The organism is Micromonospora inaquosa, assembly GCF_003857055.1.
GTDB classification, from domain to species: domain Bacteria; phylum Actinomycetota; class Actinomycetes; order Mycobacteriales; family Micromonosporaceae; genus Micromonospora; species Micromonospora inaquosa.
This window is the reverse complement of the sequence record NZ_QGSZ01000364.1, coordinates 18,546-36,579: the sequence shown is the minus strand read 5'-3', so window position 1 is coordinate 36,579 and position 18,034 is coordinate 18,546. Positions and strand designations below refer to the sequence as shown.

14 protein-coding genes are annotated in these 18,034 nt (G+C 70.7%); 7 read left to right on the top strand and 7 right to left on the bottom strand.

Annotated features, from left to right (window positions below; all coding sequences use genetic code 11):
* The first annotated feature begins 28 nt into the window (after positions 1-28).
* The 5 genes from DLJ59_RS33210 (at position 29) to rdgB (ending at position 3,835) form a co-directional block, all read left to right on the top strand.
* On the top strand, positions 29-364 hold the full coding sequence (locus DLJ59_RS33210) for a MoaD/ThiS family protein (RefSeq protein ID WP_124778073.1): 336 nt from the start codon (positions 29-31) through the stop codon (positions 362-364).
* Positions 365-375: 11 nt separating this feature from the next.
* Complete coding sequence (locus DLJ59_RS33205; RefSeq protein ID WP_124778072.1) at positions 376-1,341, top strand: PLP-dependent cysteine synthase family protein; 966 nt, start codon at positions 376-378, stop codon at positions 1,339-1,341.
* A gap of 224 nt (positions 1,342-1,565) precedes the next feature.
* Complete coding sequence (locus tag DLJ59_RS33200; RefSeq protein WP_124778071.1) at positions 1,566-2,309, top strand: MBL fold metallo-hydrolase; 744 nt, start codon at positions 1,566-1,568, stop codon at positions 2,307-2,309.
* 79 nt (positions 2,310-2,388) lie between these two features.
* Positions 2,389-3,114: a ribonuclease PH gene (gene rph / locus DLJ59_RS33195; protein WP_124778070.1), complete on the top strand. Its 726-nt coding sequence runs from the start codon at positions 2,389-2,391 to the stop codon at positions 3,112-3,114.
* Positions 3,115-3,220: 106 nt separating this feature from the next.
* Positions 3,221-3,835 (top strand): RdgB/HAM1 family non-canonical purine NTP pyrophosphatase, encoded by a 615-nt coding sequence (rdgB, locus tag DLJ59_RS33190; protein ID WP_124778069.1) that lies wholly within the window; start codon positions 3,221-3,223, stop codon positions 3,833-3,835.
* 127 nt (positions 3,836-3,962) lie between these two features.
* On the opposite strand, the gene DLJ59_RS33185 is transcribed toward rdgB, so the two are convergent.
* The 7 genes from DLJ59_RS33185 to DLJ59_RS33155 all read right to left on the bottom strand — a co-directional run bounded on the left by DLJ59_RS33185 (position 3,963) and on the right by DLJ59_RS33155 (position 13,912).
* Positions 3,963-5,831 carry an arabinofuranosyltransferase gene (locus DLJ59_RS33185; protein ID WP_158630943.1) on the bottom strand — a complete coding sequence of 623 codons (1,869 nt, stop codon included), beginning with the start codon at positions 5,829-5,831 and terminating at the stop codon, positions 3,963-3,965.
* 221 nt (positions 5,832-6,052) lie between these two features.
* Complete coding sequence (gene hutH / locus DLJ59_RS33180) at positions 6,053-7,591, bottom strand: histidine ammonia-lyase (protein WP_124778067.1); 1,539 nt, start codon at positions 7,589-7,591, stop codon at positions 6,053-6,055.
* Positions 7,588-8,775 carry an imidazolonepropionase gene (hutI, locus tag DLJ59_RS33175; RefSeq protein ID WP_124778066.1) on the bottom strand — a complete coding sequence of 396 codons (1,188 nt, stop codon included), beginning with the start codon at positions 8,773-8,775 and terminating at the stop codon, positions 7,588-7,590. Before hutI ends, hutH begins: the two co-directional genes overlap by 4 nt.
* A complete protein-coding gene (locus DLJ59_RS33170) occupies positions 8,772-10,139 on the bottom strand; it encodes a formimidoylglutamate deiminase (RefSeq protein WP_124778065.1) in 1,368 nt (455 codons plus the stop codon). Before DLJ59_RS33170 ends, hutI begins: the two co-directional genes overlap by 4 nt.
* On the bottom strand, positions 10,130-11,329 hold the full coding sequence (locus DLJ59_RS33165; RefSeq protein WP_124778064.1) for an allantoate amidohydrolase: 1,200 nt from the start codon (positions 11,327-11,329) through the stop codon (positions 10,130-10,132). The genes DLJ59_RS33170 and DLJ59_RS33165 overlap by 10 nt, the downstream gene beginning before the upstream one ends.
* 55 nt (positions 11,330-11,384) lie before the next feature.
* Entirely contained in the window at positions 11,385-13,043 is a 1,659-nt protein-coding gene (gene hutU / locus DLJ59_RS33160) for a urocanate hydratase (protein ID WP_124778063.1), read from the bottom strand.
* A gap of 17 nt (positions 13,044-13,060) precedes the next feature.
* Positions 13,061-13,912: a MurR/RpiR family transcriptional regulator gene (locus tag DLJ59_RS33155; protein ID WP_124778062.1), complete on the bottom strand. Its 852-nt coding sequence runs from the start codon at positions 13,910-13,912 to the stop codon at positions 13,061-13,063.
* A gap of 199 nt (positions 13,913-14,111) precedes the next feature.
* On the opposite strand from DLJ59_RS33155, the gene DLJ59_RS33150 reads away from it, so the two are divergent.
* Both DLJ59_RS33150 and DLJ59_RS33145 read left to right on the top strand, forming a co-directional pair.
* Positions 14,112-16,100, top strand: a complete 1,989-nt coding sequence (locus DLJ59_RS33150; protein ID WP_124778061.1) for a trypsin-like peptidase domain-containing protein — start codon at positions 14,112-14,114, stop codon at positions 16,098-16,100.
* Positions 16,100-17,833: an O-antigen ligase family protein gene (locus DLJ59_RS33145; protein ID WP_124778060.1), complete on the top strand. Its 1,734-nt coding sequence runs from the start codon at positions 16,100-16,102 to the stop codon at positions 17,831-17,833. Before DLJ59_RS33150 ends, DLJ59_RS33145 begins: the two co-directional genes overlap by 1 nt.
* Positions 17,834-18,034: the final 201 nt, after the last annotated feature.

Below are 18,034 nucleotides of genomic sequence, written 5' to 3'. Positions count from 1 at the left end.
GGCACACCCGATCGAGGAGCTCGACATCATGGCTATTGAGGTTCGCATCCCCACCATCCTGCGCAGCTACACCGGCGGCGCCAAGGTCGTCGACGGCACCGGCGACACGCTCGCCGATCTGCTCACCGACCTGGATTCGCGGCACGGCGGTCTGCGCGGCCGGCTGATCACCGACGCGGGCACGTTGCACCGCTTCGTCAACGTCTACGTCAACGACGAGGATGTCCGCTTCCTCGGCGCGCTGGACGCGAAGCTCTCCGACGGCGACAGCGTCACGATCCTGCCGGCCGTGGCCGGCGGCGCGTTCGGCTTCGCCGCGGCAGCGGCGATCAGCTCGCACGGCGCTGCCGTCGCGGCTCGCTGAGGTCGGCCGCCATGGCGCGGTACGACAGCCTGCTCGACGCCTGCGGGGGCACGCCGCTTGTCGGCCTGCCCCGACTCTCCCCGACGGTGCCCGAGGGGGCCCCTCCGGTGCGGCTCTGGGCCAAGCTGGAGGACCGTAACCCCACCGGCAGCATCAAGGACCGCGCGGCGCTGTTCATGGTCCGGGCGGCGGAGGAGGCTGGCCGGCTCCGCACGGGTGACACCATCCTCGAACCGACGAGTGGCAACACCGGCATCTCGTTGGCGATGGTGGCCAAGCTGCGCGGCTACCGGCTGGTCTGCGTGATGCCCGAGAACGTCTCCACCGAGCGGGTCCAGTTGCTCCGGATGTACGGGGCCGAGATCATCTTCTCGCCGGCGGCGGGTGGCTCCAACCAGGCGGTCGCCACCGCCAAGCAGATCGCCGCCGAGCACCCCGACTGGGTGATGCTCTACCAGTACGGCAACGAGGCCAACGCGCGGGCGCACTACGAGACGACCGGGCCGGAGCTGCTGCACGACCTGCCCAGCATCACGCACTTCGTGGCCGGGCTGGGCACCACCGGCACCCTGATGGGCACCGGGCGTTACCTGCGGGAAAAGGTCGAGGGCATTCAGGTCGTGGCCGCCGAACCGCGCTACGGCGAGTTGGTCTACGGCCTGCGCAACATCGACGAGGGCTACGTTCCGGAGCTCTACGACGCCTCGGTGCTGTCCCGGCGCTTCTCCGTCGGCACCCGGGACGCGGTGTTGCGCACCCGCCAGTTGGTGGAGGTGGAGGGCATCTTCGCCGGGTTCTCCACCGGTGCCATCCTGCACGCCGCGCTGGCGGTGGCGCACGAGGCGGTTCGCGACGGCCGGCGGGCCGATGTGGCCTTCGTGGTCTGCGACGGCGGGTGGAAGTACCTGTCCACCGGCGCGTACGGCGGCACGCTCGCCGATGCCGAGGACGCCCTGGAGGGGCAGCTCTGGGCATGACCGATCTGGTCGGCCGACTACGGGCCGTCGACATCCGTCGACGGCCCGTTTCGCTGCCCGGCGTACCGCGAGCGGGTGTCACGTTCGTGACAACTTCCGTTGGATGATTCTTGCTGCCGGGCGCGCCAGCGTAGGCTGCGCAGCGTGGCGTACGCGTCGGTAGAGATCATGGCCGGGACGATCACCGGCACGGGTGCTACTGATAGTGACAGCGAGACCACTCGATGCGACTGACCGTTCTGGGAAGCGCCGGCAGTTTCCCTGGCCCCGAGTCGCCCTGCTCGGCCTATCTCGTCGAGGCCGACGGCTTCCGGCTCCTTGTCGACTTCGGCTCGGGGTCACTGTCCAGTCTCCAGCGGTACGCGGGATTGCACGCCCCGGACGCGATCCTGCTGACCCACCTGCACTGCGACCACATGTTCGACGCCGTGCTCTACGTGGTGGTGCGCCGGTACGCCCCGGACGGCCCCTACCCGGCGCTGCCGGTGTACGCGCCCGCCGGTGCGCCGGACCGGCTCAGCGCCGCGTACGGCGACGACGGTTCGGTGGAGGACGTGTACCAGTTCTACGCGCTTCAGCCGGGCACCTTCCCGATCGGCCCGTTCGCCGTCACCGTCGACCGGGTCAACCACCCCGTGGAGACGTACGGAGTGCGGCTGGAGCACGACGGCCGTTCGCTGTGCTACTCGTCGGACACCGCGCCCTGCGAGGCGCTGCTGCGGCTGGCCCAGAACGCCGACGTGTTCCTCTGCGAGGCCAGTTACCTCGACGGCGTGGACAATCCGCCGGATCTGCACCTGACCGGTCGGGAGGCCGGTGAGGCGGCGACCAAGGCCGCCGTGGGCCGGCTGCTGCTGACCCACCTGGTGTCCGCCTGGGGGAGCGAGGCGCACACGCTGGAGTCGGCCGCCTCCGCGTACACCGGGCCGCTCGAGGTGGTCCGGCCCGGCGCCAGCTACGACGTCTGATCCGGCACGTCCGGCCGTCGGTGGTGTCCGTCGGGGCACCCCGAACGAGGCGGATCACCGCACCGCATAGGGTGCAGGCATGGCGCGACCTGACGGGCGAGGGCCCTCTCAACTTCGACCGGTGACCCTGACCCGTGGCTGGAGCACCCATCCGGAGGGCTCGGTGCTCGTCGAGTTCGGCGGCACCCGCGTGCTCTGCACGGCGAGCGTCACCGAGGGGGTGCCCCGCTGGCGCAAGGGCTCCGGGCTCGGCTGGGTGACAGCCGAGTACGCGATGCTGCCCCGGGCCACCAACACCCGATCCGACCGGGAGAGCATCAAGGGCCGGGTCGGTGGCCGCACCCACGAGATCTCCCGGCTGATCGGCCGTAGCCTGCGGGCCAGCATCGACCTCAAGGCGCTCGGCGAGAACTCGATCGTGCTCGACTGCGACGTGCTCCAGGCCGACGGCGGCACCCGCACGGCGGCGATCACCGGCGCGTACGTCGCGTTGCACGACGCGGTGGGCTGGCTTGCCGCCCGCAAGGCCTTGGCCGGCAAGCCGGAGAAGGTGATGCACCGGTCGGTGGCTGCGGTCAGCGTGGGCATCATCGCGGGAGAGGCCCGGCTCGACCTCTGCTACGAGGAGGACGTCGCCGCCGAGGTGGACATGAACGTGGTGTGCACCGGTGCGGGTGACTTCGTGGAGGTGCAGGGCACCGGCGAGGCGGGCGTGTTCGCCCGCGACCAGCTTGACGCCCTGCTCGACCTGGCCGTCGCCGGCTGCGCCGAGTTGGCCGAAGCCCAGCGGAAGGCGCTCTCGTGAGCGCGAGGAGTGAGCTTGCGAGCCCCGCAGTCGCGAACAAAGGTGTCGCGGTGAGCGCGATGAGTGCGCTTGCGAGCCCGGCAGTCGCGAACAAAGGTGATTCAGCATGAACAAGGTCCTGCTCGCCACCCGTAACCGCAAGAAGCTGGTCGAGCTGCAGCGGATCCTGGACGGCGCGCTCGGCGCGCACCGGATCGCCCTGCTCGGCCTCGACGACGTCGAGCAGTACGCCGAGCTGCCGGAGACCGGCCTGACCTTCGGCGAGAACGCGCTGATCAAGGCGCGGGAGGGGTGCCGGCAGAGCGGGCTGCCCACCATCGCCGACGACTCCGGGCTCGCGGTCGACGCGCTCAACGGGATGCCGGGGGTGTTCAGCGCCCGCTGGTCCGGCCAGCACGGCGACGACCGGGCCAACCTTCAGCTGGTGCTGGATCAGATCGCCGACGTGCCCGACGAGCAGCGGGCCGCGTCGTTCGTCTGCACCGTGGCGTTGGTGCTGCCCGGTGGCAAGGAGCACCTCGTCGACGGCCGGCAGTCCGGGCGGGTGCTGCGCGCTCCACGCGGCGACGGTGGGTTCGGCTACGACCCGATCTTCCTGGGCGACGGACAGGACCGGACCAACGCCGAGCTGACCCCAACGGAGAAGGACGCGATCAGCCACCGGGGCAAGGCGCTGCGCGAGCTGGCCAAGTTGGTCGCCAAGGTGCTGCCGCCCGCCTGACGCGTCGTCGACGCCCTCCTGTGGGGCACGAAGGTGCCCCGGCCCGCCACAGTGGCCAGGTGTCCCTCCGTGGCGGGCCGGTTGGCAGTGAGAGGGTGTTCGTACCCACTGCCGGAGTGGTCAGGGCCTACTTCCGTACGGCAACCAGATAGCCATCGAGCTTCGTCAGGTTGAAGTCCTGCGGCGAGATCAAGGCCGTGGGGAACGTTGCGTCGTGTTCCTTGGATCCGTTGGGGAAGTCCATGTCTTTGTAGGTGAAGACGGCCTTGTCGCCCTGCACTCGAAGGACCAGAACGTCGATCCGGTCGAATGCGTTGCCGTCCAGCAGGGCGGTGAAGTCTGACGGTGTGGCAACCCGCGCGAAACTCTCCACCAGTTCGACCCGGCCACGGAAGTTCGCGGTCGGGTGCGAGTAGAAGGCGTTCCACTGGACAAAGCCGTAGTAGGGGTAGAAGGCGAAGAGGTCGATCCGATCGGAGAGCACCACCGGACGATCAGTCCCCTGGTAGTTACTCATGATCGCGGAACTCAGGGCCTGCGCCGTGGCTGTCGAAGCCGGCTTAGTCGGTTCGTCCGCGTAGCGGGGAAGCCGCCCATCCGGGAGTCGTTGATTGTGTGCGGACGCGACCCCGGGGTGTTTGACGACGTAGGTCACGAAATGATCGGCTGTGATGACTGCGAGTAGCGCGGCCATCGCGGCGATGAGTCGTCGAGCCTCGAAGCGGCGGGTCCACTCGATCGTGACTTCCGCAAGGTGCCTGAGGGCCATCACCGCCGCCACCAGGCAGACGGCGAGGATGAGTTCCTTCATCTTGAACGACATCAGTGGAAATCCGCCGAGCGCGGCGACGAATCCCACCACGTGCCACGCGTAGACCGCGACGAAGAAGGCCAGCAGATGTCGGCAGATGGTGTTGCGGGATGCACTCCAGATCATGTAAAGCAGCCCGGTCATCGCCAGTGCCCCGACAAAGTTCGGTTCGACCATTGGCAGCGCGATGTCGCCGAAACTCGGCCGGAAGTAGCGGTTGTTGTAGGAGAAGTAGTTTTCGGCGCTGAGGAAGTTCACGGCCAGGGGCAGCCAGAAGAACGCCGACCCTGCCGCTGCAATTAGCAGAACCAGGAGGCCGCGGCCAGCCTTCTGCCACGAGAACTCGCCCCGCGCCCTCTCGATGCCGAGCGCGATGAGGAATACCAGCGGGCCCAGGAAGAAGAAGTAGTAGTAGGTTGCGAACAGGGCGGCGCCGACCAACCCGGACACGATGATGGGCAGGGGCTTTACCTCGGCTCGCCGAATCCCCTGTACGGCTTCGATCCACCAGGGGACGAACGCCACGAACACGATCCAGGCGTAGGGCTCCGCGATGGTTCCGCTCGCTGCTGCCGCGGCGGTGATCAGTGTGGTGGCGGAGATCAGCGCCGCGATTCGTGGCGCAACCAGTCGACGCCACAAGAGGTAGGTGACAATGGGCGCAATGTAGGCGATTGCGAGGGTGCCGTACTTGAGGAGGCGCCAAGGTTCGAGACCGAACAGGTCGGCTGCTCGCCCCAGGAGCCACATCAGAGCTGGCGAATAATAGGCCGGCAGGTCACGGTAGGTAAAGTCCGCCAGCCCGGCGGTATCGGCGAACCGTGTCAGCGTGGCCGTTCGGAAGGACTGGTCGCCGTTGATCCCTTCGAGCGAGAAGGGCGTGCCGTGTAGGAATGTCAGCAGAGTTCCGGCGGTCACCACGGCCACGAGAACCGGCACCAGGTCGGTATCCCAGTCACGCCCGTGGTCGATGCACCACCAGGTTGCCGCAACCGCCGAGATGACGATCGTCAGGACGGCGCAGCGAACACCGTACGAAAGGAGCGGTGAGGAGTAGGGCTCGTCGGGCAACACCGAGTCAATGAAGGCGACGAATATTGCACCTAGGAGTGCGAAGTAGTAAGGCCGTAATGCTTTATGGTTTCGCTCGAACGTGGTTCCCACGCGGCGGTCGGCAATTGTCACGCCTTGTCCCTTTTGAACTCTCACGCGGCCTCGGACCGCGTGAGACTAGCAGGGTGGGGTGGCGGGCAATGGAACTGGTGAAGGCCGGCTTTCGGCCGCTTTTCCAAGGTTGGGAAAGGGCGCTGATTGGCCCACTTCCCCGAGATATGTCGGATTTTTCGAGGGTGCGTATCCGGTTTGTCCCTCAAGCAACACGCAAGGCCGCATCGACGCATCGATGATTAGCTGAGGGGGCCGATCTCCCGTTCGATCGCGACGCGGAGCTCATCACTTCGGACCGCATTTCGAGCGGCTTCGATGATTGGGGACAGGAAAACATCTGGGCCGGGGTCGCCCGCGAAGCGGCTGACGGTATCGACCGCGGCCCGGCCGGCCGGTGACGGCTCCAGCGGGGCGCGCAGTTGGAGGCCGCGTACGCCGGCCAGCAGTTCCACCGCGAGCAGGCTGGTCAGGTTGTCCAGCACGGTACGCAGCTTCTTGGCCGCGGCCCAGCCCATCGATACGTGGTCCTCCTGCATGCCGCTGGTGGGCAACGAGTCCACCGATGCCGGGGCGGCCAGCCGACGGTTCTCGGCGACGATCCCGGCCGCCGTGTACTGGGCGATCATCAGCCCGGAGTTGACCCCGGCGTCGGGGGAGAGGAACGCCGGCAGTTCCCGGGAGCGGGTGACGTCGAGCAGCCGGTCCACCCGCCGTTCGGCGATGGCGCCCACCTCCGCGGCGGCGATGGCGAGGAAGTCCGCGGCGAAGCCGAGCGGCGCGCCGTGGAAGTTACCTGTCGACTCGACCCGGCCGTCCGGGAGCACCACCGGGTTGTCCACCACGGACACCAACTCCCGGGCCGCGACCGTGCGGACGAAGTCCAGGGTGTCGCGGGCCGCGCCGGCCACCTGCGGCGCGCAACGCATCGAGTACGCGTCCTGGACGGCGTGCGCCAGGTCGTCGCGGTGCGAGTCCATCACCCGGGAGTCCTGCAAAAGCCGGTGGATGTTCGCCGCCGACGCCGCCTGACCGGGGTGTGGCCGGATCGTGTGCAGCTCGGGCAGGAACGGACGCTCCGAGCCGAGCATCGCCTCGATGGCCAGCGCGGCCGTCACGTCGGCCATCGCGAACAGGTGCGCCGCGTCGTGGATGGCCAGCAACAGCATGCCGAGCATGCCGTCGGTGCCGTTGATCAGCGCCAGCCCTTCCTTGGCGGCCAACTCGATCGGCTTGAGCCCGGCGGCCGTCAACGCGTCGGCCGCGTCCTGCCGCTCACCGGCCGGGCCGAGGACCCAGCCCTCGCCGAGCAGCACCAGCGCGCAGTGCGCCAGCGGCGCCAGGTCGCCGGAGGCGCCCAGCGAACCGTGCTCCGGCACCCACGGGGTGATGTCGTGGTTGAGCAGGTCGACCAGGGCCTCGGCGACCAGCGGCCGGACCCCGGAACGGCCCAGGGCGAGGGACCGGACCCGCAGCAGCATCATGGCCCGGACCACCTCGCGCGGCATCGGAGCGCCCACCCCGGCGGCGTGCGAGCGGATCAGCGCGTGTTGCAGCTCGGCCCGCCGCTCCGGCGCGATGAAGGTGTTGGCCAACGCCCCGAAACCGGTCGAGACGCCGTAGACGGGACGGCCCGACACCTCGATGCCGTCCACGATGGCCCGGCTGGTCGCCATCGCCTCGATGGTGGCCGGGGCGAGGACGACCGTGGCGGTGCCGCGGGCCACCGCGAGAACGTCGTCGGCGGTGATGCCGGTGGGCTGGATGGTCACGTTCGTCATTGCGGAACTCCGTTGCGTATTACCTGGCGGATCAGGGGGACACCGGGCCGGTAGGCCAGGTGCAGGTGCGACGGCGCGTCGAGGACGACGAGGTCGGCCCGCGCGCCGGGGGTGAGGACACCGATGTCGTCGCGGCGCAGCGCCAGCGCGCCACCGGCGGTGGCGGCCCAGACCGCCTCCGCCGGGGTCATCCGCATCTCGCGGACCGCGAGGGCCACACAGAACGGCATCGACGAGGTGTACGACGAGCCGGGGTTGCAGTCCGTCGCCAGCGCCACCGTGACACCGGCGTCGAGCAGCCGGCGCGCGTCCGGGTACGGCGAGCGGGTGGAGAACTCCGCGCCGGGCAGCAGGGTCGCCACCGTGCGGGTGCCCGACCCGTCGCTGTGGGCGGTGTCGGCCAGCGCGTCCACGTCGGCGTCGCTCAGGTAGGTGCAGTGGTCGACGCTCGCCGCGCCCAACTCCACCCCGAGCTGAACGCCGGGGCCGGGGCCGAGCTGGTTGGCGTGCACCCGGACGCCCAGCCCGACGGCCTGACCGCAGGCCAGGATGGCGCGGGCGTGGTCCACGTCGAAGGCGCCCCGCTCGCAGAACACGTCGATCCACTTCGCGTACGGGGCGGCGGCGGCCAGCATCGGCCCGCAGACCAGTCCGACGTAGTCGTCGGGGCGGTCGGCGTACTCGGCGGGCACCACGTGCGCGCCCAGGAAGGTGGTCTCGGTGCTGCTCTCGGCGGCGATCCGCAGCGAGCGGGCCTCGTCGGCGACGGTCAGGCCGTACCCACTCTTGATCTCCATGGTGGTGGTGCCCTGGCGCAGCGCCTCCCCGCGCAGCCGGCGCACGGTGCCCCGCAGTTCGTCGTCGGTCGCGGCCCGGGTCGCGCCGACGGTGGTCCGGATGCCACCGCCGGTGTAGGGCTGACCGGCCATCCGGGCGGCGAACTCGGCGGCCCGGTCCCCGGCGAAGACCAGGTGGGCGTGGCTGTCCACGAAGCCGGGCAGCACGGCCGCCCCACCGGCGTCGATCCGGTGGTCGGCGGCCGGCGCGTACGCGGACGGGCCGACCCAGGCCACCCGCCCCTCCTCGGCCAGCACGGCGGCGTCGCGGCGGATGCCCAGCGGGCCGTTACCGGGACTGTTGGTGACCAACTCCCCGATGTTGTCGATCAGCAGGCTGCCGCTCATGCGGGCGTCACCGCCTCGATGGCCGCCGACAGTTCGGTCGGCACGTCGACGGTCAGGTGCCGGCCCTCGGCCACCACCACCCGGCCGTCCACCACGACCTGTTCGACGTCCGCCGCGCCGGCCGCGAAGAACACGCCCACCGGCGGCACCCCGGCGGTGCGGGCGCTGTCCAGGCGTACCGTCACCAGGTCGGCGCGGGCACCCACGGCGATCCTCCCGGCGTCGGCCCAGCCCAGCGCGGCGTGCCCGGCGACGCCGGCAGCCGTCAGCAGGTCGAGCGGCGCGAAGTGGCCGCGCCGGCGGGTACGCAGCCGCTCGTCCAGCTCCACCGCCCGGGCCTCCTCGAACAGGTCGATCACCGCGTGGCTGTCGCTGCCGAGGCTCAACCGGATGCCCGCGTCGGCCATCCGTCGGGCCGGGCCGATGCCGTCGGCGAGGTCCCGCTCGGTGGTCGGGCAGAGGCACACCCCGGTCCGGCTGTCGGCGAGCAGGGTCAGGTCCGCGCTGGTGGGGTGGGTGGCGTGTACGGCGGTGGTGTCCGGCCCGAGCACGCCGTGCTCGGCGAGCAACGCGGTGGGCGTGCGCCCGTGCACGGCCCGGCACTCGTCGTTCTCGGCGGGCTGCTCGGAGAGGTGCACGTGCAGCGGTGCCTGCCGCTCCCGGGCCCAGTCGGCGACCGTGCGCAACTGGTCGGCCGGGACGGCCCGCACCGAGTGCACGGCCGCGCCGACCCGCGCGTGCGAATCCGTCGGCCGGAACCCCCCGGCCCGCTCCGCCCAACGACCCGCGTCACCGTCACCGAAGCGACGCTGCGGCCCGGCGAGAGGCTGACCGTCCACGCTGGCGCTCAGGTAGGCGGTGTCCAGCAGGGTGAGCCGGATCCCGGCGTGCGCCGCGGCCTCCACCAGCGCCGCGCCCATCGCGTTCGGGTCGTCGTACGCCCCGCCGTCCGGCCGGTGGTGCAGGTAGTGGAACTCGCCCACGCAGGTGATCCCGGCGAGCGCCATCTCGGCGTAGACGGCCCGGGCCAGGGCGAGATAGGTGTCCGGGTCCAGCCGGTCCGCGACGGCGTACATCTGGTCCCGCCAGGTCCAGAAGTCACCCCGCCCGCCGTGGGTGCGCCCGCGCAGCGCCCGGTGGAAGGCGTGCGAGTGCGCGTTGGCCAGGCCCGGCAGGGTCAGGCCGGGCAGCCGGGTGGCGTCGGCGTACACCTCGACCCCGGCCGGTGGCCTGCTGCCGGGGATCAGCGGCGTCACCGCCGCGATCCGGCCGGCTTCGACCTCGATGAGCACGTCGGGTGTGGGTTCGGCGTGCTCGGGCAGCCAGGCGTACTCGGCGAGCCAGCGGGTCGGTGTCACCGGCATGTCAGCTCCTCCAGCACCAGGGCCAACGCCCGTACCCCGGCCGCGCAGTCGTCGTCCGTCGCGGCCTCGGCGGGGGAGTGCGACACCCCGGTCGGGTTGCGCACGAAGAGCATCGCGGTGGGCAGGTGCGCGGCGAGCACCCCGGCGTCGTGCCCCGCGCCGGTCGGCAGCACCGGCGCGTCGAGGAGCTTGGCCAGTCGGTCGGCCAGCCCACCGTCGAAGGAGACCACCGGGGTGACCGACTCCTCGGTGACGGTCACCGTCGTACCGTCGCGGCGGGCCCGCTCGGCGAGCTTGCCGCGCACCGCGTCGACCAGCCCGGTCAGTGTCTGCGGGTCGGCGGCCCGGGCGTCCAACCAGCCGGTCACCTTCGACGGGATCGCGTTGGTGGCGTTGGGTTCGACGGCGACCCGGCCCACTGTGGCGTGCGCGCCGCGCAGTCGGGCCTCCTTGTTGGCGGCCAGCACCGTGAACGCGTAGGTCAGCATCGGGTCGCGCCGGTCGGCCATCCGGGTGGTACCCGCGTGGTTGCCCTCGCCGACGACGTCGAAGCGCCACCGGCCGTGCGGCCAGATCGCGCTGGCCACCGCGACCGGCGCGTCCGTGTCGACCAACGCGCGGCCCTGCTCGACGTGCAACTCCACGAAGGCGCCGAACCGGCCGAGCAACTCCGGCCGGGCGCCCGCCGGCCGGTCGCCGAGCGCCTCGGCGAAGCTCACCCCGGCCGCGTCGCGCAGGCCGGCCGCGCGCTCGGCCGACAGCGCACCGGTGAGCAGCCGCGACCCCAGACACGGTACGCCGAAGCGCGCCCCCTCCTCCTCGACGAAGGCACCCAGCACCAGCGGCCGTTCCGGGGTGACGCCGGCGGCGCGCAACTCGTCCACGGCGAGGAACGCGCTGACGATGCCGAGCGGCCCGTCGTACGCCCCGCCGTGCGGCACCGAGTCGAAGTGGCTGCCGGTGAGGACCGCGTCCGACGCCTCCGGGTCACCCCAGTGGGCGAAGAGGTTGCCGTTGCCGTCCTCGGTGACCGGCATGGCACGGTGTTCGGCCTGCGCGCGGAACCAGGCGCGCAGCTCCCGCTCCGGCTCGGTCAACGCGTACCGCAGGTAGCCGCCGCTGTCGGCGTCCCGCCCGACCGGCGCGATCTCGTCCCACAGCGCCCGGAACCGGGCCGAAAGGTCGCTCACGCTGCGCCTCCGTTGTTCGCGACTGCGGGGCTCCGCTGCGCTGCACTCCTCGCGCTCACGCGGTACCGCCCTCGGTCATCGGCACCCGCACGCCGGTACGGTCCGCGACCTCGCGGGCGCTCTCGTAGCCGGCGTCGACGTGCCGGATGACCCCCATCGCCGGGTCATTGGTGAGCACCCGCTCGATCTTCTGCCCGGCGAGGGCGGTGCCGTCGGCCACGCACACCTGTCCGGCGTGGATCGACCTGCCGATGCCCACCCCGCCGCCGTGGTGAATGGACACCCACGAGGCGCCGCTGGCTGTGTTGACCAGGGCGTTGAGCAGCGGCCAGTCGGCGATGGCGTCGGAACCGTCAGCCATTCCCTCGGTCTCCCGGTAGGGGCTCGCGACGCTGCCGGTGTCCAGGTGGTCCCGGCCGATCACCACCGGGGCGGAGAGTTCGCCGGAGGCGACCATGTCGTTGAACCGCACGCCCGCCCGGTCCCGTTCGCCCTGACCGAGCCAGCAGATCCGGGCCGGCAGGCCCTGGAAGGCGACCCGCTCGCCGGCCAGCTTGATCCAACGGGCCAGCGACTCGTTCTCCGGGAACAGGTCGAGGATGGCCCGGTCGGTGGCCGCGATGTCGGCCGGGTCGCCGGAGAGCGCCGCCCACCGGAACGGACCCCTGCCCTCACAGAACAACGGCCGGATGTACGCGGGCACGAAGCCCGGGAAGTCGAAGGCGCGCTGATAGCCGGCGAGCTGTGCCTCGCCCCGGATCGAGTTGCCGTAGTCGAACACCTCGGCGCCGGCGTCGAGGAAACCGACCATCGCGGCCACGTGCCGAGCCATCGACGACCGGGCCCGGTCGGTGAACTCGGCCGGCTTCGCCGCCGCGTACTCCCGGGCGTCGGCCAACTCCACACCCACCGGCAGGTACGACAGCGGGTCGTGCGCGCTGGTCTGGTCGGTCACGATGTCGATCTCCACGCCCTGCACCAGGAGTTCGGGGAAGACCACCGCCGCGTTGCCGACCACACCGACGGAGAGCGCGCGCCGGTCCCGCTTCGCGGCGAGCACCCGCCGCACCGCGTCGTCCAGCGAGTCGGCGACCTCGTCCAGGTAGCGGTCGCGCACCCGACGGTCGAGGCGGGTGCGGTCCACGTCCACGATCAGGCAAACGCCGCCGTTCATGGTGACCGCGAGTGGCTGCGCGCCGCCCATTCCGCCGCAGCCGGCGGTCAGCGTCAGCGTGCCGGCGAGGGTACCCGCGAACCTCTTGGCGGCGACCGCCGCGAACGTCTCGTAGGTGCCCTGGAGGATGCCCTGGGTGCCGATGTAGATCCACGAACCGGCCGTCATCTGCCCGTACATGGTCAGGCCGAGCTGTTCGAGGCGGCGGAACTCCGGCCAGGTCGCCCAGTCGCCGACCAGGTTCGAGTTGGCCAGCAGCACCCGGGGGGCCCACTCGTGGGTGCGCATGACCCCGACCGGGCGGCCCGACTGCACCAGCATCGTCTCGTCCTCGCGCAGGTCGGTCAGGGTGCGGACCAACGCGTGGTACGACGGCCAGTCCCGCGCCGCCTTGCCGGTGCCGCCGTAGACCACCAGGTCGTCGGGGCGTTCGGCCACCTCGGGGTCGAGGTTGTTCATCAACATCCGCAGGGCGGCCTCCTGCTGCCACCCGCGGGTGGTGAGCTGGCTGCCTCGTGCGGCGCGAATGGGCTGGGTCATCTCTGGTTCTCCTCCGGTCAACCGAGGAACAACTGTCGGCGGGCCGCGGAGGCTTCGAACGCCTCCAGTCGGCGCTGGGTGTCGGCCGGCGCGGCGTCGCAGATCGCCTGCAACAGCACCATGGCCAGGGTCATCGGGGCGGTGTGCAGGTCGAAGACGAGCTGCGCGCCGACCGCGGCGGCGAGCACCACGTCGGCGTACTCGGTGGCCGGGCTGACCGGCGAGTCGGTGATCGCCACCACTGTCAACCCGGCGTTGCGGGCGTCGCGCAGCGCGTCCAGGGTTTCCCGGGGGTAGCGGGGCAGCACGAAGGCGAGCACGGCGGACGCCCCGGCCTCAGCGGCCTGCTCCAGGCGGTCGGTGAGCAGGCTGCCGCCGTCGTCGAGGACCCGTACGTCCGGGTGCACCTTGGCCGCGAAGTAGGCGAAGTACGCGGCCAGCGGCGCGGCGGCGCGCAGGCCGAGCACCGGCAGCGGACGACTCTCGGCGAGCAACCGCCCGGTTTCGGCGATCCGGTCCCGGTCGGCGAGCTGACCGGCCAGTCGGTCCAGGTTCTCCATCTCGGCGCGTACCGCCTGCTGGAGCTCGTTGCCGGCGTCCGCCGATCCGCCCGGCGTGCTTGCGGTGAGGTCGCGCAGCCGGCGGCGCAGCGCCGGGTAGCCGTCGTGGCCGAGCGCGACGGCGAACCGGGTTACCGACGGCTGACTGACCCCGGCCAACTCGGCGACCTCGGCGGCGGACAGGTAGGCCACGGTGGGCGCGTGCTGCACCAGACAGTGCGCGATCCGGCGCTGAGTGGGGGTGAGCCGCACCCCGTCGAACAGGCCGAGCACCTGCTCGGCCGGCACCCCGACAGCTCCTTCATTCACATAGTGACTCTATGCATGAAAACTTTCAATAAGCAACAGACGCCGCACGGCGCTTGTCGGCGGCCTGGGAAACCCTTGATGGGCTGGGAAAAGGGCGCCTCGCGAGCCCGTCAGCCCACTGTCGCCCCGACGACCACCGGGGCGGTGGGCGAGCGCGCTCTCTGTAGTATCCGCACGGCGGTTGAGCAGAGGAGTACGCATGCAGCCGGTTGGTCCGTACAGGTTCACCCACATGCTGGGCACCTGCCCGGCCGGAAAAGCATGGGCAGCCATCGACGGGCAGGGCCGCTTCGTAACGATCGCCGTACTGAACGCAGCCGTCGCGAACGTACCGGGTTGGCGTGAGGCCTTCGTCGGCACCGCCAACGGCTTGGCGCAGGCACCCGGTGGCCAACCCTTTGCCTACGCCGACTTCTCCGCAGCCGAGCCGTGGGTGGCGTACCCCGCAGAGGCCGGCCCGGGCGCGGAGCGGCTGTTCCGGGCGCTCGGCCAGGAGTACCAGCCGGTGCCCGTGGAAGGTGGGGCCTCCGCTCCGGTCTCCGGCATACCGCAGCAGGTCTCCGGTATTCCACAGCAGGTGTCAGGTGTGCCGCAGCAGGTTTCCGGTGTGCCGCAGCAGGTCTCTGGCATACCGCAGCAGGTGTCGGGGGTGCCGCAGCAGGTTTCCGGTGTGCCGCAGCAGGTCTCCGGTGTGCCGCAGTTGACCTCGGGCCCTCCGCCGGCGCCGTGGGCGCTGCACGCCGGCCCGCCGGTGGTGCCCGACCCCACGCCGGCGCAACCCGTCGCCGACGAGCCGCAGTCGCCCGCCGCCCCATCGGCGGACGTCGCGCCACCCCACGATCCGTTCGCCGGGCCGGTGCGACGGATCCGGCCGTCGGAGCCACCGAAGCGCCGCACCGGCCTCTGGGTCAAAGTGGCCGCGCTCGCGCTGGTGGTGGCAGTGGGCAGCGGCGTGGGAGTCTGGGCGCTCACACCTGACGAGCCGGCTGGCCCCAGCGCCCCACCGACGGTTGGCGCCACCGCGTTCCCCACGGCCGCTGCCGTCGACCCACCGCTGAAGCCATGGGCGCAGGCCGCACCGTACAGTCCCGAGGAGCGCGCGTTGGCGGTTGCCGCGCCCGCACTCATCTTCGTCGAGACGGTCTTCACCGGCTACGTCCGCGACGCCAAGACCAACGCGCCGGTACGGGCCACGCCCATCACCTTCACTCGCCGGTGCAGTGCCTTCGTGGTCACCCCGGACGGGCACGCCCTCACCAGCAGCGCGTGCGTCAAGCCCACCCAGGAAACCGCCCGGCAGATCGCGCTCGACACGGTGGCCCGGATGCTCGTACGCGAGCAGAAACTGGCCCCCGCGCAGGTCCAGGAGTACATCCGGACCAACATGGGCACTACGAAGTTCACCGGCATCGATCCGGGCACCGAGCCCGGTACCCAGATCCGCGGCCAGCTCAACACCGCCAAGGGCAACCTCACCACGGAGCCGGCCATCCCGGCGCAGGTCGTCCGGGCGCTGCCGCCCGAGACCGGCAACATCGCGCTCATCAAGTTCGCGCGGGGGAGCCTGCCGGTGGTGGAGCTCAACCCGTCGGCGACCTTGGCCGAGGGAAGTTCCCTGCTGATTCTCGGCTTCGGGACCGCCGACGACGACTTCCGCACCGCCACGTACCGTCCGCGTTCGAAGCTCGTCGGCATCACGGGCACCGGCCGGCGGGGCGCGGAGTCGATCTCCCGAATCAACCAGGACATCGGAACCAGCTCCCACGGTGGTATAGCCCTGGACCCGAGCGGCCGGGTAGCTGGGATGATCGACCAGGATCAGGCTCGTCCCGACCGGGCAAATCGGGTGATCGTGCCGTCGTCGACCCTGAACGCGCTGCTCGGCCAGGCCGGAACGGCCAACAAGCTCGGTGACTCCGATCAGCTGTATCGCAAGGCCCTGGACGCCTACTTCGCTGGTCAGCACTCGACCGCGATCGCCCAGTTCGACGGGGTCGCGCAGGCATCCCCCGGCAACCTACTGGCCAAGGCGTACCGGCAGAATGCCGTGGAACGGCAGCAGAACGAGTCCGAGCCGAGCGACCAGTCGGTCTGGCCGATGGTGTTGCTCGCCGGTGCCGGCGGTGCCCTCGCCGTCGGTCTCATCGTGCTCGTGGTGATGCTGGTCCGACGCCGTAGGGACGTGTGATGAACGGTTCCATCCCCAGCGTGGCCCCTGCGACGAACCGGCCCACCCGGCCGATCTCCGGGCTGCTCTCCACAGCGATCGTGGTGGTCGTCGGCGCGCTGCTGGTGCATGTGCTCCTCGAAACCTGGGCACAGGTGCTGAGCGGGCCGACGAGCGTGGATCCACGAGCCAACCTCGACGGCTCCGCCCAGTGGCCCAAGCAACTGAAGACAGCCCTCTACCTGGGGCTTGCTGGGTTGACGGTGGTCAAGGTCGTCGTCGATCGGCTGTGGCACCGGTTCCGTACCGGCGCCGACCTCGCCCTGCTGGTGCTGGGGCTGGTGATGGTGCTCGCCGGCCTGGTGAACGACTCCTCGATGTCCCTGATGGGCGAGGCGCTGTTCGTCTACTTCCGCGGCGTCATCGTCTTCTACGCGCTGCGCGCCGCCGAGCTGAACGCGACGATGATCCGTCGCCTGCTCATCGTGGTGGCGGTGGTGGTGAGCGTCAACGTGCTGCTCGCTCTCATCCAGATGGTCGTGGGCGAGCCGGCCTACCGCGTACTCGGCTGGGTGGACCTGACGTGGTCGGAGCAGAGCCGCGCACAGGGGCTGCTGTCCCACCCGAACCACCTCGGCCACGTCCTGGGGCTGACCATGCTCGGCTTCGTCGCCTGGCTGGCGATTGCCACCGACGTCCGACGGCGCTGGTGGGCCGTGGCTGCCGTCGTCGCCGTCGCCATGTCGGCGACCCAGTCCCGGGAAACGCTGCTGGGCGTGCTGATCGGCGCGGTGGTGATCGCGGTGGTGGCCCGCACCAACACGCGACGCGTCCTCGCCGTCTGTCTGCTGGTGGTCCTCTGCACTGTCGCTCAGATCGCCGCCCGCCCCGACAACCGGGCCGAATGGGAACGCCGCATCGGCAACGCGTTCACGAGCTTCGACCACCCGGCCGGCAGCGAGTCGTCCCCGCCCGGGCCAGCCACGGCTAGGCCCACCCCGACGCCCACCGCTCGGCCGGACGATGGCTCGACGACGTCAGGTAGCCCCAAGGCCTCGGCGAAGCCGCCGACCTCGCCGGGGGCGAGTGGGGCCGGCGCCCCGCACGGCTCGCCGGCCGCGGTCGCGCCGCAGCCCACCCACTCGCCCGCGCCCGTCCGCGAGATCCGGGTGCTCTACCTACAGCAGGCAGCGAAGATCCTGCCGCATCAACCCCTTCTCGGCTTCGGTATCGGCCAGTTCGGTGGTGTGGTCGCCGAGAAGGACAATCCGAACTGGCACAAGAACCCGAAATTTGGCCCGGGTGGCTTCAACCGCTACGGCTTCCAGGCGGTTCAGGTGGACTCCTTCTGGCTGCACCTGGTCATGGAGGTCGGCGTTCTGGGGTTCGGCGCGTACCTGGTGTGGCTCTTCATGATTGCCAAACCACTGCTGGCCCGGACGCGTCAACTACGTCGTACCGGGCACCGGCCAGCGCCGGCCGTGCTGTGGGGAATCGCCGCAATCATATTCGCCTGCATCGTTGGCTTCCTTTCGCCATCGATGGAGGATCCCCTGCTCCCGCCCCTTCTCTGGACGATCGTCGGTCTGGCATGGTGGGCCGCGCGACGTTCCACATCCATCGATCAGAAGGAGGACGGGCCCACCGGTATCGGTGGCTCCGCCGGTGCCCGGGAGGACGACACCCGGATCCTCGCCACCGACGAGATCCTGGCGCACGCGCGTCAGGTGCGGCCCCCGGCGGGATTCCGCTGAGGTAGCGCGACACGCGTTTGTGTCACTACTCGTCCACATTCAGTAGTGGTGCGATCATGAGTGCATCGCTAGAATCCATCTGCCGCGCGCGGCGTCCAGATCGGGCGTCCTTCGGCGTGACAGTCCTACCGGAACGTCACGAGGGACGGCCAGCAGTGACCATCACGGGGGTTTTGGGCATGGGCGATACAAGTAGAGCCG